Origin of the sequence: Wenjunlia vitaminophila DSM 41686 (assembly GCF_000380165.1) — a bacterium.
Lineage (GTDB): Bacteria > Actinomycetota > Actinomycetes > Streptomycetales > Streptomycetaceae > Wenjunlia > Wenjunlia vitaminophila.
Map to the genome: position 1 here is coordinate 60,894 of NZ_KB904667.1, position 15,110 is coordinate 76,003.

15 protein-coding genes are annotated in these 15,110 nt (G+C 73.8%); 11 read left to right on the forward strand and 4 right to left on the reverse strand.

Annotation, left to right across the window (positions count from 1 at the left end):
- Nucleotides 1-55: 55 nt before the first annotated feature.
- Entirely contained in the window at nt 56-1,516 is a 1,461-nt protein-coding gene (locus A3IG_RS0112875; protein WP_018383976.1) for a sensor histidine kinase, read from the reverse strand.
- The gene (locus A3IG_RS0112880) at nt 1,513-2,256 is read right to left on the reverse strand and encodes a response regulator transcription factor (RefSeq protein ID WP_018383977.1); all 744 of its coding nucleotides are present in this window, start codon (nt 2,254-2,256) and stop codon (nt 1,513-1,515) included. Before A3IG_RS0112880 ends, A3IG_RS0112875 begins: the two co-directional genes overlap by 4 nt.
- Nucleotides 2,257-2,434: 178 nt before the next feature.
- On the opposite strand from A3IG_RS0112880, the gene A3IG_RS0112885 reads away from it, so the two are divergent.
- From A3IG_RS0112885 to A3IG_RS29600, 10 genes are all read left to right on the forward strand, one after another.
- A complete protein-coding gene (locus tag A3IG_RS0112885) occupies nt 2,435-3,808 on the forward strand; it encodes a ferredoxin reductase family protein (protein WP_018383978.1) in 1,374 nt (457 codons plus the stop codon).
- A gap of 53 nt (nt 3,809-3,861) precedes the next feature.
- Nucleotides 3,862-4,293 carry an FMN-binding protein gene (locus A3IG_RS0112890; RefSeq protein WP_051087480.1) on the forward strand — a complete coding sequence of 144 codons (432 nt, stop codon included), beginning with the start codon at nt 3,862-3,864 and terminating at the stop codon, nt 4,291-4,293.
- Nucleotides 4,286-5,086, forward strand: coding sequence for an FAD:protein FMN transferase (locus A3IG_RS0112895; RefSeq protein WP_018383980.1), 801 nt, complete (start codon nt 4,286-4,288; stop codon nt 5,084-5,086). Before A3IG_RS0112890 ends, A3IG_RS0112895 begins: the two co-directional genes overlap by 8 nt.
- Before the next feature lie 305 nt (nt 5,087-5,391).
- Nucleotides 5,392-6,255 carry a LytR/AlgR family response regulator transcription factor gene (locus A3IG_RS0112900; RefSeq protein ID WP_018383981.1) on the forward strand — a complete coding sequence of 288 codons (864 nt, stop codon included), beginning with the start codon at nt 5,392-5,394 and terminating at the stop codon, nt 6,253-6,255.
- A 152-nt stretch (nt 6,256-6,407) separates the two neighbouring features.
- Entirely contained in the window at nt 6,408-6,689 is a 282-nt protein-coding gene (locus A3IG_RS0112905; protein ID WP_018383982.1) for a hypothetical protein, read from the forward strand.
- 155 nt (nt 6,690-6,844) lie between these two features.
- Nucleotides 6,845-7,222, forward strand: a complete 378-nt coding sequence (locus A3IG_RS0112910; RefSeq protein WP_018383983.1) for a hypothetical protein — start codon at nt 6,845-6,847, stop codon at nt 7,220-7,222.
- A 56-nt stretch (nt 7,223-7,278) separates the two neighbouring features.
- A complete protein-coding gene (locus tag A3IG_RS0112915) occupies nt 7,279-8,988 on the forward strand; it encodes a sodium/solute symporter (RefSeq protein WP_018383984.1) in 1,710 nt (569 codons plus the stop codon).
- Nucleotides 8,985-10,214: a histidine kinase gene (locus tag A3IG_RS0112920; protein ID WP_018383985.1), complete on the forward strand. Its 1,230-nt coding sequence runs from the start codon at nt 8,985-8,987 to the stop codon at nt 10,212-10,214. The genes A3IG_RS0112915 and A3IG_RS0112920 overlap by 4 nt, the downstream gene beginning before the upstream one ends.
- A 254-nt stretch (nt 10,215-10,468) precedes the next feature.
- Nucleotides 10,469-10,696, forward strand: a complete 228-nt coding sequence (locus tag A3IG_RS0112925) for a hypothetical protein (protein ID WP_018383986.1) — start codon at nt 10,469-10,471, stop codon at nt 10,694-10,696.
- A gap of 365 nt (nt 10,697-11,061) precedes the next feature.
- Nucleotides 11,062-12,114: a lantibiotic dehydratase C-terminal domain-containing protein gene (locus A3IG_RS29600; protein ID WP_040911365.1), complete on the forward strand. Its 1,053-nt coding sequence runs from the start codon at nt 11,062-11,064 to the stop codon at nt 12,112-12,114.
- 129 nt (nt 12,115-12,243) lie between these two features.
- Here A3IG_RS29600 and A3IG_RS0112935 read toward each other — a convergent pair whose 3' ends face one another.
- Nucleotides 12,244-13,125: an arylamine N-acetyltransferase family protein gene (locus tag A3IG_RS0112935; protein ID WP_018383988.1), complete on the reverse strand. Its 882-nt coding sequence runs from the start codon at nt 13,123-13,125 to the stop codon at nt 12,244-12,246.
- Between the two features lie 123 nt (nt 13,126-13,248).
- Entirely contained in the window at nt 13,249-13,515 is a 267-nt protein-coding gene (locus A3IG_RS0112940; protein WP_018383989.1) for a YciI family protein, read from the reverse strand.
- A gap of 443 nt (nt 13,516-13,958) precedes the next feature.
- Here A3IG_RS0112940 and A3IG_RS29605 point away from each other — a divergent pair.
- The coding region (locus tag A3IG_RS29605) for an acyl-CoA carboxylase subunit beta (RefSeq protein WP_051087485.1) at nt 13,959-15,110 on the forward strand (1,152 nt) is incomplete at its 3' end.

A 15,110-nucleotide genomic window follows, 5' to 3' on the forward strand; every position in this document is an offset into this window, starting at 1 on the left:
CGGCGCCCCAGGGTCCGCCGGCACCCCCCGGCGCTGTTCCGCGCCCCCGCCCCGTTCAGCCGCCGCCGGTCTCCTCCCGGCCCGTGGGGAGCCGGATGCGGAAGCGGGTGAGACCGGGCCGGCTGCTCACGTCCACGGTGCCGTGGTGCGCGTTGACCACCGCTTCGACGATCGCCAGGCCGAGGCCGGTGGAACCCCCACGGCGCGAGCGGGAGACGTCCGCGCGGGAGAACCGCCGGAAGACGTCCGGCAGCAGTGCCGCGGGGATGCCGGGGCCGCTGTCGGTCACGGAGAGCTCCGCCCAGCCGTCCGTGACGGCCAGGGCCAGGACCACCCGGGTGCCCGGAGGCGTGTGCAGGCGGGCGTTGCCCAGGAGGTTGGCGACGACCTGGTGGAGGCGGTGCTCGTCACCGGGGACGGACACCGGTTCCTCGGGCAGGTCGAGTTCCCAGCGGTGGTCGGGGGACAGCGCCCGCGCGTCATCGACGGCGTCCAGGGCGATGCGCGTCAGGTCCACCGGCCGGCGGTCCAGCGGGCGGCCCGCGTCCAGCCGGGCCAGCAGCAGCAGGTCGTCCACGAGCACCGACATCCGGTGCGACTCCGCGGCGATGCGGTGCAGGGCGTGCCGCACCTCCACGGGGACGGGGCCGGCGTGCCGCAGGGCCAGCTCGGCACGCGCCCGGACCGTGGCGACCGGGGTGCGCAGTTCGTGTCCGGCGTCGGCGGCGAAGGCGCGCAGCCGCTCCTCGCTGGCCTGCCGGCTGCGCAGCGCGTCCCCGACGTGGCCCAGCATCCGGTTGAGCGCGGTGGCGACCCGCCCCACCTCGGTACCCGGGTCGGCGTACGGCACGGAGGCGGGCAGGTCCACCTCACCGGTGGCCAGCGGCCGGCGGGTGACGTCGTCGGCGGTGCGCGCCACACGCTCCAGCGGGCGCAGCGAGTACCGCACCCACAGGGCGCCGGCCACGCCCGTCACGACCAGTGCCGCCGCGAAGACCCCCGACTCCACGGCCTCCAACCGGTGCACCGTCTCCTCCACCGGGTGCAGCGGCAGCCCGGTGACCAGGACGTCGCCGTCGTCCCCGCGGACGGCCTGCACCCGGTAGCGGCCCACCGCGGAGAGCCGGACGCTGTGCGCCGACCCGTCGGGCGGCAGCGCCCCCAGGGTGCGTCGGTCCCCGCTGCTCGTCGGGACCCCGTGGCCCTCGCGGTCGTCCACGACCGCCGCCGCGACCACCCGCCCGTCCACCAGCCGCGCCCCGTAGGTGCCCTCGGCCTGCCCCCGGGTGTCGTGGGCGTTGTCGGCGTCCCCGTCGTCCTCGTGCTCCAGGCTCGCCGCGAACCTGCCGCCGCTCGCGGTGAGCTGCTGGTCCAGGCGGCCGATCAGGAAGTGGTTGAGCGCCAGCACCGTGACCACGCCGACCGCGGTGCAGGCCACCGCCAACAGCACCACCAGACCCAGGGTCAGGCGGGCGCGCAGGGAACGCGGTGCGTGGAGCCGGCGCCCGGGGGTCACGAGGGCTCCGGCTTCAGGACGTAGCCCACGCCGCGCACCGTGTGGATCAGGGGCGGGCGCCCCGCGTCGATCTTCTTGCGGAGGTAGCTGATGTACAGCTCCACCACGTGCGCGCGGCCCCCGAAGTCGTAGGACCACACCCGGTCGAGGATCACCTCCTTGGACATCACCCGGCGGGGGTTGCGCATGAGGAAGCGCAGGAGTTCGAACTCGGTGCGGGAGAGCTCGACGGCCTGCCCGCCCCGCGTCACCTCCCTGGCCTCCTCGTCCATCACCAGGTCGCCCACGACCAGCCGGGAGGAGCTTCCCCAGCGGGTCATGCCGGCGCGGCGCAGCAGCCCGCGGAGCCGCGCCAGCACCTCCTCCAGGCTGAACGGCTTGGTGACGTAGTCGTCGCCCCCCGCGGTGAGGCCCGCGACGCGGTCCTCCACCGCGTCCCGGGCGGTGAGGAACAGCACGCACACCCCCGGGTTGCGCTCGCGCAGGCCGCGCAGGACGGCCAACCCGTCCAGGTCCGGCAGCATCCAGTCCAGGACCACCGCGTCCGGCACGAACTCCGCGGCGCGGGCCAGCGCCGACGCGCCGTCGTCCGCGGACCGCACCTGCCAGCCCTCGGAGCGCAGCGCGGCGCCGAGGACCTCCGTGAGGTCCGGTTCGTCATCGACGACGAGCACCCGGACGGGGCTGCCGTCGGGACGCAGGAGGGGAGGGGGCGTCGGGACGTCGGGCTGTTCGTGCATGGTCCGTCCAGCATCGCTCACCCCTCGACGCCCGGCCGCCCGGCCAGCCTCTGAGTTTCCTCTGAATGATCCCTCCGGCGCCTTCTTCAGAGGGTTCTCAGAGCACCGGTGGGCACGCTGGGGCCATCGCCGAGGGCCAGGCGCTCCCGTGGCCCGCCCGACGACCCACGGAGGAGCCATGGCCGGAACCACCGCGGCCGGAACACCGCCGGTCCGGCGCCCCCGCGCGCTGCCACCCCGCCCGCGTCCCTGGCCCCGGTTGGTGCCCGCCGCCGTGCACCTGCTGGGCTGGACCGGGGCGGTGGCCGTCCTCGCCCTGTGGTGGTCCGACACCACCGCCGTGGTCGGAGCCGGGGACTGGATCAGCGGCGCCGGCCGCATCGCCGGGCTGCTGGCCGGCTACACCTGCGCGGTGCTCGTGGTGCTGATGGCGCGGGTGCCCTGGCTGGACCGCACGGTCGGCACCGACCGGCTGGCACGCTGGCACGCGGCGGCCGGCCGGTACACGGTGTCCCTGGTCGTCGCCCACGCCCTGCTGATCGTCTGGGGCTACTCCCTGACCGGACACACCGGCGTGGTCCACCAGACGGTGCTCGTCCTGCACTACCCGGAGATGCTCAAGGCGACCGCCGCGTTCGCGCTGTTCCTGCTGACCGCCGTCGTCTCGGCGAGGGCCGCGCGGCGCAGGCTGGGCTACGAGACCTGGCACTACCTCCACCTGCTCACCTACGCGGCGATCTTCCTTTCCTTCGGACACGTGCTCGCCAACGGTGCGGAGTTCGTCGGCAACCGCGGCGCGCAGGCGCTGTGGTACGCCCTCTACCTGGGGGCGGCCGGCCTCGTGGGCTGGTTCCGCGTCCTGGTGCCCCTGCGGGCGGCCCGCCGCCACCGGCTGCGGGTGGCCGGGGTGCGCCAGGAGGGGCCGGGCGTCGTGTCCGTCCTCGTCACCGGCGAGCGCCTGGACCGTCTCGCCGCGCGGCCCGGCCAGTTCTTCCGCTGGCGCTTCCTCGCCCGGGGCCTGTGGTGGACCGCGAGCCCCTACTCCCTGTCCGCCCCCGCCGGGCCGCACGGCCTGCGGATCACCGTGAAGGCCGTCGGCTCCCACAGCGCCGCCCTCGCCCGGTTGCGCCCGGGCACCCGGGTCTGGGCGGAGGGGCCGTACGGGGCGCTCACCGCGCAGCGGGCCAGAAGCCGAAGGACCCTGCTGCTGGCCGGCGGGGTCGGCATCACGCCCCTGCGGGCGCTCTTCGAGACGCTGCCGGGCGACCCCGTGCTGATCTACTGGGCGCGCACCCCCGACGACCTGGTCCTGCGCCGCGAGCTCGACGAGGTCGCTGCCGCCCGGGGCGCCCGCGTCCACTACTCCGTCGGCCGGCCGGCCGGTCACGCGCTGCCGCTCACCGCCGCGACGCTCGCGTCGCTCGTGCCCGACGTGGCCCACCGCGACGTGTACCTGTGCGGGCCCCCGGGGATGACGGAGGCGGCCCACCGGGCCCTGCGGGCCGCGGGGGTCCCCCGGAGCCGGGTCCACCACGAGTCCTTCGCCCTGTGAGCCCGCCCGCCCGCGGGCAGCGCCCACCCCGCAACGTCCCCCTGGGAGCCGTCGTGCGCCGCACCACCGTGTTCGTCGTCGCCACCGTCGTGGGCATCGTCCTGCTGCTGGCGCTCAAGCCCCACCACCTCGCCCAGGTGACCGCGCCCGCCCCGGACCGCGAGCCCACGGGCGGCGGCACGGCACCCGGCCAGGCCTGGGGAGCCCGGTCGGGCACCTACACCGGCGACACCGTCGACACCCGCTACGGGCCGGTGCAGGTGGCGGCGACCCTGACCCACGGGCGGCTCACCGCGGTGCGGGTCCTTCAGGCGCCCTCGGACAACGACCGCGACCGGGAGATCGCCGCCTACGCACTGCCGCGCCTCACCGACGAGGCCCTGGCCGCCCAGAGCGCGCACATCGACGCGGTCTCCGGCGCCAGCTACACCAGCGAGGGCTACGCGCAGTCCCTCCAGAGCGCCCTGGACCAGGTCCGTGGCTGAGACGACGGTCCTCCCCGGCGGCGGCCGCACCACCGTGGAGCCGGACCGGGTGCGGCACACCGAACCGGTGATGGGGACGGTCTTCTCCTTCGACGTCCGGCACGCCCCCACCCCGGCGGTGCTCGGCGGGCTGCGCGGCGCCGTCGCGCTCCTCCACCGCGTGGACCGCGCCTTCTCCCCCTTCCGGCCCGACAGCGCCGTCAGCCGCCTGGCGCGCGGCGAGCTGCACCGGACCGACGCGCCGCCGGAGGTGCGGCTCGTACTGGGCTGGTGCGAGGAGGCGGAGCAGCGCACCGGCGGCTGCTTCTCGGCCCGGGCCGCCGGGGTGCTGGACCCGTGCGGGCTGGTCAAGGGGTGGGCCACCCAGCGGGCGCACGCGCTGCTGCGTGCCGCCGGCGCCCCGCGCAGCAGCGTCAACGGCGGCGGCGACGTGTGTCTCGGGGCGCCCCCGAGGCCGGGCACGCCCTGGCGCACGGGCGTCGCCGATCCCCGGCGCCCCGGGCGGCTCCTCGCCGTCGTCGCGGGCCACGACCACGCCGTGGCGACCTCGGGCGGCGCCGAGCGCGGTGCCCACATCATCGACCCCCGCACAGGCCGCCCGGCCGCTGCCCTGCTCGCGGCGACCGTCACCGGGCCGGACCTCACCTGGGCCGACGCCTACGCGACCGCGGCCGTGGTCATGGGTCCCGAGGCACACGCCTGGATCGGCACCCTGCCGGACTACGCCCTGCTGACCGTGGACGGCGACGGCAGGGTGCGGCGCAGCCCGAACTTCCCCCTGGCCGCACCCTGAGGGCCCGGGTCGGGCAGGACAACGCCCGGAGCGGCCCGGCCGTACCCCTGTGGCCCGGGTCCGGGGGACGGAGCCCGGGAGCGGCCCGCGCACCCGCCGCGCGGGCCCGAACACCTGGTCGGCCGCGGGAGGATGGCGTGCGAACCCCCTCCGGACCCCCGGCCCGGCCGCGGTGCGGAAGGCCCGTGCCGGCCGGTGTCCGCGCCCCGGAGGCGGTGGGTGGGGGCGGTCCGTGCGCGGTTCCGCGTCGGATGGTGTTGTCCAGGCCGTGTCCGTCGCGCGCGCCATTGCCTAGACTCCGCCGCATGCTGCGTGCTCTGGCGGTGGATGACGAGGAACCCGCGCTCGAAGAGCTGCTGTACCTGCTGCGCGCCGACCCGCGGGTGGCCCGGGCGGAGGGAGCGGTCGACGCGACCGCGGCCCTGCGCCGGATCAGCCGGGCGCTCGAAGGGGGCCCGGACGGTGAGGACGCCATCGATGTCGTCTTCCTGGACATCCACATGGCCGGTCTCAACGGCCTGGACATGGCGCGCCTGCTCGCCGGGTTCGCCGAACCCCCACTGATCGTCTTCGTCACCGCCTACGAGGACTTCGCGGTCCGGGCCTTCGACCTGGACGCGGTGGACTACGTGCTCAAACCGGTGCGTCGGGAACGGCTCGCCGAGGCGGTGCGCAGGGTCGCGGAACTGGCCGCGCTGAGCGGTCGACGGGCGGTGGGCCAGGAGCCGGCGGCCCCGGGCGGCCCCGAGGAACGGTCCCCGGACGACCGCGAGGGCGAGCGGGGGCGGCAGCGCGAACGGGCGGCCGAGGTCCGTCCGCCCGACATCACCCCGGACCACATCCCGGTGGAGCTGGCCGGGGTGACCCGCTTCGTCCAGGCGGAGGAGATCACCTACGCCGAGGCCCAGGGGGACTACGCCCGGCTGCACACCGTGGACGGGGCGAGCCACCTGGTGCGCATCCCGCTGTCCGTGCTGGAGGAACGCTGGCGCGCCCAGGGCTTCGTCCGGATCCACCGCCGCCACCTGGTGGCCCTGCGCCGGATCGACGAGCTGCGCCTGGACGCCGGCAGCACCAGTGTCCGGGTGGGGGACGCGGTGCTCGCGGTGAGTCGCCGTCACGCCAGGGAACTGAGGGACCTGCTGGTCCGACAGGCCCGGGACCGCTGAGCCGTTCGTCGCTCGCCGGGCGCCGTACGGCGCGTCGAGGCTGCCGTTCACGGGAATCGTGCCCTGCCCGCCTGCGGCACGGGCCCCGCTCCTCCTACCCTGTCCGACACGGGGTGCCCTCCGGGGCGTGAACCACGACAGAGGGGCCCTTCGTGTCCGAGACGGACGTGTCGATCGACGCCTTGCTGGACGAGCTGCGCGGGCTGACGTCCACCACCCCCGTGGACGCCAAGGAACTGGCCACGCTGCTCGCCCGGGCCAAGAGCGCGGCGGGGCACTGGGCGGACGTGCTGTACGAGCTGCACGAGTCGGCCCAGCGGTTCGCCGGGCCGCGGGCGGCGGCGGCCATGGAGATCGCGTTCCGCCGGGCGGAGGAGTCCTACACCGAGCTGGAGATCGCCTACGGCGACCTGGCCAGCGGCCCGGGGGGCTGATCCGCTCCCCACCCGGGTCCCCCGTCGCCCGTGCCGAACCGGAACGTGATTGATCCGGCCGAGGCCGGGTCAACGGTCGCTCTTCGCGATTACACTCCCGAACCGAACGCCTGACGGTGTGCCGGGTCATCCGGCTGGGGGAAGGGGGTCGTGCCGTGTCCGAACGTCCCGCGCCCCGCCGCGAGGTGGTGGTCGGCGAGCCGCTGCGCCGCCGCCCGGTGCGCCAGCTCGGGGTCCGCTCGGAGATCGACGAGCAGACCGAGGTGGGAGGGGCCTACGTCCGCGGCCTGATGCGCAGCCAGTTGCGTGCCGGTCTGTGCGGGTTCGGTGTGCTGGCCCTGCTGGTCGGCACGCTCCCCCTGGTCTTCGCCGCGGTCCCCGACGGCCTGGGGCCCTGGCTCTCCGGCCCGGCGCTGGTGTGGCTGGTGCTCGGGGGCGCGACCTACCCGGTGCTGCTCTGCCTGGGCCACTGGTACGTGCGGCGGGCCGAGCGCAACGAACAGGACTTCGTGGACCTGGTCGAGGGCCAGTAGCGCGTGGACGGGGCCAGACCGAGCGACGCCCGCACCCCAGGGGACGGGGCCCACCGGTGAACCAGGCGTACGCGGTGACGGCCGTCGCGGTCGTGGTGGTGGCCACCGTCCTGATCGGCGGCCTCGGGCTGCGGATCTCCCGCACGACCTCCGACTTCTACGTCGCCTCCCGCAGCGTCCCGCCGCGGTTGAACGCCGCCGCGATCAGCGGTGAGTACCTGTCGGCGGCCTCGTTCCTCGGGGTGGCCGGCCTGGTGCTGGCCCAGGGCACAGACATGCTCTGGTACCCGGTCGGCTACACCGCCGGCTACCTGGTGCTGCTGCTGTTCGTGGCGGCGCCGCTGCGCAGGTCCGGCGCCTACACCCTGCCGGACTTCGCCGAGGACCGGCTGGAGTCCCGCACCGTGCGCCGGGCGGCCAGCGCGTTCGTGGTCGGGGTGGGCTGGCTCTACCTGTTGCCGCAGCTCCAGGGGGCCGGGCTGACCCTGCGGGTGATCACCGGGGCGCCGCGGTGGACCGGGGGCTTACTGGTGGCGGTCGTGGTGACCGCCGCGGTGGCCGCCGGGGGGATGCGCAGCATCACCTTCGTCCAGGCCTTCCAGTACGTGCTGAAGCTGACCGCGCTGCTGGTGCCCGCGCTGTTCCTGGTGGCGGCCTGGCACGGCGACGGCACCCCCCGCGGGCCGTTCGACGAACCGCCGACGTTCCGCCAGCACACCCAGGTGCAGGTGGAGGACACCCTGCGGCTGCGGATCGAGGAGCCGCTGACGGTCACCGTCACCGGGACCGTGGACGCCACCCGCTACCGTGACGAGGGCGTCCTCCTCGAACCGGGCACGCACACCATCGAGGGCGGCACGGACCTGCGCTTCACCCCCGGCTCAACGGTGCCCAGGCCGGCCGAGCACGCCTCGGCTGGCACCTCGAGTTGGGCGGAGCCGCTCTCCGGCAGCAGGGACGCCCACCCGCTGTACTCCACCTACGGACTGATCGTCGCCACCTTCCTGGGCACCATGGGGCTGCCACACGTCGTGGTGCGCTTCTACACCAGCCCCAACGGGCACGCCGCCCGCCGCACCACCCTGGTCGTCCTCGGGATGATCAGCGCCTTCTACCTCCTGCCCCCGGTCTACGGGGCGCTGGCGCGGCTGTACGAACCGGAGCTCATCATGACCGGGGGCACCGACGCCGCGGTCCTGCTGCTGCCGGGCCGGCTGCTGGGGGGACTCGGCGGGGACCTGCTCGAGGCACTGCTCGTCGGCGGTGCGTTCGCCGCGTTCCTGTCCACCGCCTCGGGACTGACCATGTCCGTGGCCGGAGTGCTGACCCAGGACCTGCTGCCCTCCCTCGGGGTGCGGCACTTCCGGCTGGCCACGGTGCTGGCGATGAGCGTTCCGGTGGCCGCCTACCTGGCGGTCAGCGACCTGCCGGTGGCCGACACGGTGGGCCTGGCGTTCGCCGTCTCGGCGTCGTCGTTCTGCCCGCTGCTGGTGCTGGGGATCTGGTGGCGGCGGCTCACCGCGGCCGGGGCGGTCACCGGTCTGCTGGTCGGCGGCGGGGCGGCGCTGGCCGCGGTTGCCGCCACCATGGCCGGTTTCCCCGAGGGCGGCTGGCCGAGGGCGCTGCTGGCCTGGCCGGCGGTCTGGTCGGTGCCCCTGGGCTTCCTGGCGATGATCGTGGTCTCCCTGGCCACCGCGAGCCGGATACCGCCCGGTACCGGCGCCACCATGGCCCGTCTCCACCTGCCCGAGGGAGCGACACGTTGACCGTGTTGGTGACCCTCGGGCTCGCGGTGGGCTCCGTGCTGCTGTTGGCGGCCGGCGCGGCGCTCGGACACGTCGCGGGCCGCCGCCGGGGGGCAGGCCGGCGGGCCCTGGGCACCCCGGTGGAGCGCGCCACCTTCCAGACCCTGCACAACGCCTCGCTCGCCGCGCCGCCGCTGCGCGCCGGGCTCACCGAGGACACCGCACGCAAGGCGGCGCGGCGGCTGCGCACCCTGCTGGGCACCGACGCCCTCTGCCTGACCGACCGGTCCACCGTGCTCACCTGGGACGGCTCCGGCGAACACCACACCGCGGGACTGATGACGCAGGTCCGGCAGGTCCTGGAGACGGGCCGCAGCGAGGCCTTCCCGCTCACCTGCGCCCAGGAGGGATGCGCCATCCGCTGGGCCGTGGTGGCCCCGCTCACGGGGGACAACGGGGTGGTGGGCACCCTCGCCGCGTTCGGCGCCCGGGAGTCGCCGGTGCTGGTGCGGGCGACCAGCGAGGTGGCCCGCTGGGTCTCCGTCCAGCTCGAGCTCGCCGAGCTCGACCACTCCCGCACCCGGCTCATCGAGGCCGAGATCCGGGCCCTGCGCGCCCAGATCTCCCCGCACTTCCTGTTCAACTCGCTCGCCGCCATCGCGTCGTTCGTGCGGACCGACCCGGAGCGGGCGCGTGACCTGCTGCTGGAGTTCGCGGACTTCACCCGCTACTCGTTCCGCCGGCACGGGGAGTTCACCACCCTCGTGGACGAGCTGCACTCCATCGAGCAGTACCTGAACCTGGTCCGGGCCCGGTTCGGGGAACGGCTGGCGGTGACCCTCCAGATCGCCCCCGAGGTGCTGGCGGTCAGCCTGCCCTTCCTGTGCCTGCAACCGCTGGTGGAGAACGCGGTCAAACACGGCCTCGAGGGCTCCGTGGCGCGCAGTCACATCTCCATCGTGGCCCGGGACGCGGGTGCCGAGGCCGTGGTGGTGATCGAGGACGACGGGGTGGGGATGGACCCCGAGCGGCTGCGGGCGGTCCTGCGCGGCGAGGGCGGTCCCTCCACCGGCATCGGCCTGCGCAACGTGGACGAGCGGCTGCGCCAGGTCTACGGCGACGACTACGGGCTGGTGTTGGAGACCGCGGTGGGCGCCGGGATGAAGATCACCGCACGGTTTCCCAAGTACCGCCCGGGGGTGCACCCGTCGCCGCCGTCGCTGCGCACCCGGCCCCGGCAGCGATGACATGCGCGGCTCCGGAGTGACGGTACGGCGCCTACCAGCGCACGTGCGCGGTGCGCGCCGGCGCGCCGGGCCGACCGCTGGTCGAGCTGAGGCGACCGCCCATCGCGCAGACCCGCCCGCTCGCCGAACAGGCCCCTGCGCGCCCTTTGGGAACACGCTCGGCACACTTATGGTTATCGACGGTTCGACTGGGCCACCCCGGTCGTGCTCTGCTTCGGCCGTTACGGCGACCGCGACAGCATCGGGGGAGTTCGATGGAGACGACGATCGACAGTCGGGCGGTGATGTCCGAGCGCGGTGAGGTACTACGCGCGTTGACCGTGTGGGACGCCACGGACCGTGACGTGGTCAGGCGGTTGCACATCCTGCGCTCCTCTCCGGCCCAGGCCGCGGCGGCCCTGGGCATACCGGTCGAAGAGGTGCACCGGCGCGCTTCTCGGGCAGTGGCCCAGCTCTGCGCCCGGTACCGCGAATACGTGTGAGCCCTCGGTCCCTGCCGGACCCGCCCTCCCCACCCACCGGGGCGGCCGGTCACCCCGCCGGGACGTCCGGCAGCCGCGCCATGACGACGGTCACCCACCTCACCGTCCCCCGGCGCGAACCGAGGCTCACCACCGCGCGCCCACCGGCCCCGGGACCGCCGCAACGATGACCCGGGGCCGGTGGTGCGGCGCCCAACCGGGCCGCTTGGTTGCGGTCCCGGGATTTCGGCCACCCCGCGGCGGGGCAGGTGACCTGTTTCGTAGCGTTTTGGTTGCGCGTTCAAGTGAAGCTCATGCGACTGATGTCACGTTTCACTGGAGCAACGCTGCGGTACGGGGCATGGCGTCGAGGTGGGTGAAACGACATGACCACGCAGGGCATAGTGCCTGGCGAATGGCAGGCCATTCATATCTTCTACGCGGGGGACCCGGGTCCCCTGCTGATGCAGTGCGTCGACCCACTGGTCAACGGGCTGATCGTGGATGGTCTGGTGAGCGAGTACTTCTTCGTCCACAGCTGGCTTGAGGGGCCGCACCTCCGACTACGGCTGAGACCTCGGGCGGGGGCGGACACCCGTCAGATCCTCCGGCGCTCGCGGACCGCGGTCAGCGCCTTCCTGGAGGACCGGCCCGCGCTGTACGAGATCAAGCCGGAACTGGTCGACTTCTACAGCACCATGTTCGAGATCGACTACACCCCGGAGCAGCGCAAGCTGCTGCTGGAGCCCGACGGACGGGCGCGGCTGCGCCCCACCAACACGTTCAGTTTCGAGCCCTACGAGCCGGAGTGGGGCAGGTACGGCGGCGAGGCCGGGGTGGCCCTGGCCGAGTGGCACTTCAAGCACTCCTCCGACCTGGTCATCGAGGCCGCCCGCTCCATGGACCTGCGGCGGCGCCCCGCCCAACTGACCCTCGGCGCACAGCTCATGATGGTGATGGCCACCGCCTTCCTCCGTGACGACCAGCGGATCGAGGAATTCCTCCTGCACTACCAGGAGTTCTGGCTGCGGACCTTCTCCCTGGCGGCGCCCCCCACCCAGGCGGGCTACGACCGGGGCTACAACACCATGGGCCCCGACGTGCGCCGTCGGTTCGCCCGGGTGCGCCGGGCGTTCGGCGAGGACGCGGGAAGGCTGCCCGGCCTGTTCCACACCTGGGCCGAGCACTGCACGGAGCTGCGGGAACGGGTGGTGGACCTGGCCGAGCGGGGGAAGCTGGTCTTCCGGTCGTGGAACCCGGGGGGCCACCTCGCGGACCCGCCCGCCGCGCTTGAGCTGCTGCTCACTCCCTACCTGCGGATGACCAACAACCGGCTGCACCTCGCCATGCGGGACGAGCCGTACCTGGCGTACCTCCTGGCCCGTTCGCTGCGCGAGACGGTGGACCAGGAGGCGCAGGCGGGTGCCGCGGGGGCGTGAACGGCGGGCCCGAGGGGGCGGCGGGCAGGTCTCGGGGGGACCTGCCCTCGCCTCCCGGTCCGCCGCGAGGCCACCGGGCACCGGTCGGGCGGGCGGTCAACGGGCCGGCTGAACCGTGGGGCCCGCCGGTCAGCCCGGCGCGTCGGTGGGCCGTCCCGGCCCCGCGGGGACCCTGTCCAGGACGATGCCGAAGTGCTCGCGGTAGGCGGCGAGCACCGCCTCGTCGTCGGCGAGCGGCTCCCTGCTCACCGTGCTCCCCGCCGTGCGGACCAACGTCCGACCACTGATGCTGATCCGCCCCTCGTCGGTGACCCAAGAACAGATCGGATTGGCGGTGAAGTGGGAGTGCGCCGAGGTGCACTGGTACCAGCAGGTGGGCAGGAAGTCCGACAGGGTCCGCGCCCGCGGCTCGAGGCGGTAGCTCGGCTCGCCGTCCCGGACCACGTCCAGGTCGCCGTCCGGGGCCCGCACGATCCGGAAGACGCTGCCGACGGGATCGGACTGCTCCCCCCGGTCAGCCAGCCGCAGCGGCAGGTGGCAGTGGTTGCCCGCGCCCACGTCAGCCAGCCAGGGCCCGAGGCGGTCACCCGGGACGGTCACCCGCAGCGCCAGGTGGTCGAAGGGCGGCCCGAAGCCGTTCGGGCCGTGCATCCGGGCCGACAGGAGCTCGACGGTGTAGCCCAGGGCGGTCAGCAGCCAGGCGAAAGCCCCGTTGAGCTCGTAACAGAAGCCGCCCCGCCGCCGCACCACCACCTTGTGCAGCAGGGCCGGGTGGTCAAGGACCACCTCTTCGCCGAGGTGGATGCTGAGGTTCTCGAAGGGCACCGTCCGCAGGTGGCGCAGGTGCAGCTCGCGCAGCGCGGCGACGTCCGGCTCGGCCGGCCTGGCCACCCCGAGGCGATCCAGGTAGGCGTCAACCATCCGGTCGTCCCCGGGTGCCTCCGTCGCGGGTGCCGCGCCCCGCGCCGTGCGGGCCCGTGCTTCCTCCCCGGCCGGGCGCGTGTCGTTCATCGTTCAGCCCCGTTCTTCTGCCCTGCGGTCGTCCGGGGAGGAGAACGTCACGTGACCCCTCGTTGTTCCGCGGCGTGGCCGGACCCGGCACCCCCGGTCCGGCCCGCGTCCGTCCCCGGGTGGTCAGGCCACGCCCAGCATCGGGGTCCAGCGGCGGATGCTGGCGATGGTGCACCCCTCGGACCGGAAGTAGGGGTCATCGGCGAGTATGCGGTCGAGCTCATCCCGTTCCACGCTGAAGATCAACAGGGCTCCGGAGCGATCCGCCAGGGGGCCGGCCGCGAAGACCTTGCCCTCGCGGTGGAGCCGGAGGATGTTCTCCCGGTGTCTGGGGAGGGCCGCCATCCGCTCCTCGCTCACGGATGTGAAGGAGAGTTCGACGATCAGCATGACGTGTCCTTTCCGATCTGGTTCCGGCCCGACGCCGGGCCGATGATCCGATCACCAGGAAACCATCCTGGCGACATCCCCCTGGTGCCCCGCTAAAACGTTGTGGACAAGCCACATTGCGCTTCCGGCCGGCCTCTGACCAGCGCGGGAGGTTGCTGGGTGGAGTTCATGTGACCCGGCAGTATGAGATATGAGTGGAAGCGGCAACCGGCGACCCGGGTTTGCCCGACCGGCTGCCTCGTGATGTCATTTTCGCCGGTTGCGGTGCTTGAGCTGTTCACGAGCAGATTTTCCTACGGTCTTTGCCGCAGGAGTTACGGACCGACTGGAGGTCTGGGATGACGATCGTCAGCGAGCCGGTTCTGGGGGCGGACGGCGCCCCGGACGGCTCCGGTGCTGACGCTGCCACGCCACGCGGCCCCAAGGGGCCCTCCGTGACGGGCATGCGTGCGGCTGTCGCGGAGCTGAAGGACAAGCAGGCGCAGGCCCGTCGCGGCCCCAGCGACCGGGCGACTGAGGCACAGCGGGCCAAGGGCAAGCTGACCGCCAGGGAGCGTATCGAGCTCCTGCTCGACGAGGGCTCGTTCCACGAGATCGAGGGGTTGCGGCGGCACCGGGCGACCGGCTTCGGGCTCGAGGACAAGAAGCCCTACACCGACGGGGTGGTCACCGGCTGGGGGACGGTGCACGGCCGTACCGTGTTCGTCTACGCGCACGACTTCCGGATCTTCGGCGGGGCGCTCGGCGAGGCCCACGCAGCGAAGATCCACAAGGTGATGGACCTGGCCCGGCAGGCCGGCGCGCCGCTGGTGAGCCTGAACGACGGGGCCGGGGCGCGCATCCAGGAGGGCGTCACCGCGCTCGCCGGCTACGGCGGGATCTTCCAGCGCAACACCCTGGCCTCCGGGGTCATCCCGCAGATCAGCGTGATGCTGGGCCCCTGCGCCGGTGGTGCCGCCTACTCCCCGGCGCTGACCGACTTCGTGTTCATGGTGCGCGGCACCTCGCAGATGTTCATCACCGGCCCCGACGTGGTGCAGGCGGTGACCGGTGCCCAGGTGAGCCAGGACGAGCTCGGCGGCGCCGACGTGCACGCGACCACCTCCGGCGTGGCCACCTTCGTCTACGACAACGAACTGGAGTGCCTGGAGGAGGTCCGCTTCCTGCTCTCCATGCTCCCGTCCAACAACCGGGAGATGCCCCCGGTGGTTCCGTGCACCGATCCCGTCGACCGGCGCAACGACCGGCTGCTGGACCTGGTGCCCACCGATCCGGTCCGCTCGTACGACATGCGCGACGTGATCGAGGAGATCGTCGACGAGGGCGAGTTCTTCGAGGTCCACCCGCTGTGGGCGACCAACGTCATCTGCGCGCTGAGCCGGCTCGACGGGCACGTGGTGGGGATCATCGCCAACCAGGCCGCGTCGCTCGCCGGGGTGCTGGACATCGAGGCGTCGGAGAAGGCCGCCCGGTTCGTCCAGTTCTGCGACTCGTTCAACATCCCGCTGGTCACGCTGGTGGACGTGCCCGGCTTCCTGCCGGGGGTGGAGCAGGAGCACGGCGGGATCATCCGGCACGGCGCGAAGCTGCTGTAC

Coding starts and splice junctions, on each gene's coding strand:
- A3IG_RS0112925 (WP_018383986.1), top strand. CDS start 10,469: ATGGAGACGACGATCGACAGTCGGGCGGTGATGTCCGAGCGCGGTGAG.
- A3IG_RS0112885 (WP_018383978.1), top strand. CDS start 2,435: ATGGCCGGAACCACCGCGGCCGGAACACCGCCGGTCCGGCGCCCCCGC.
- A3IG_RS29600 (WP_040911365.1), top strand. CDS start 11,062: ATGACCACGCAGGGCATAGTGCCTGGCGAATGGCAGGCCATTCATATC.
- A3IG_RS0112900 (WP_018383981.1), top strand. CDS start 5,392: ATGCTGCGTGCTCTGGCGGTGGATGACGAGGAACCCGCGCTCGAAGAG.
- A3IG_RS0112880 (WP_018383977.1), bottom strand. CDS start 2,256: ATGCACGAACAGCCCGACGTCCCGACGCCCCCTCCCCTCCTGCGTCCC.
- A3IG_RS0112935 (WP_018383988.1), bottom strand. CDS start 13,125: ATGAACGACACGCGCCCGGCCGGGGAGGAAGCACGGGCCCGCACGGCG.
- A3IG_RS0112940 (WP_018383989.1), bottom strand. CDS start 13,515: ATGCTGATCGTCGAACTCTCCTTCACATCCGTGAGCGAGGAGCGGATG.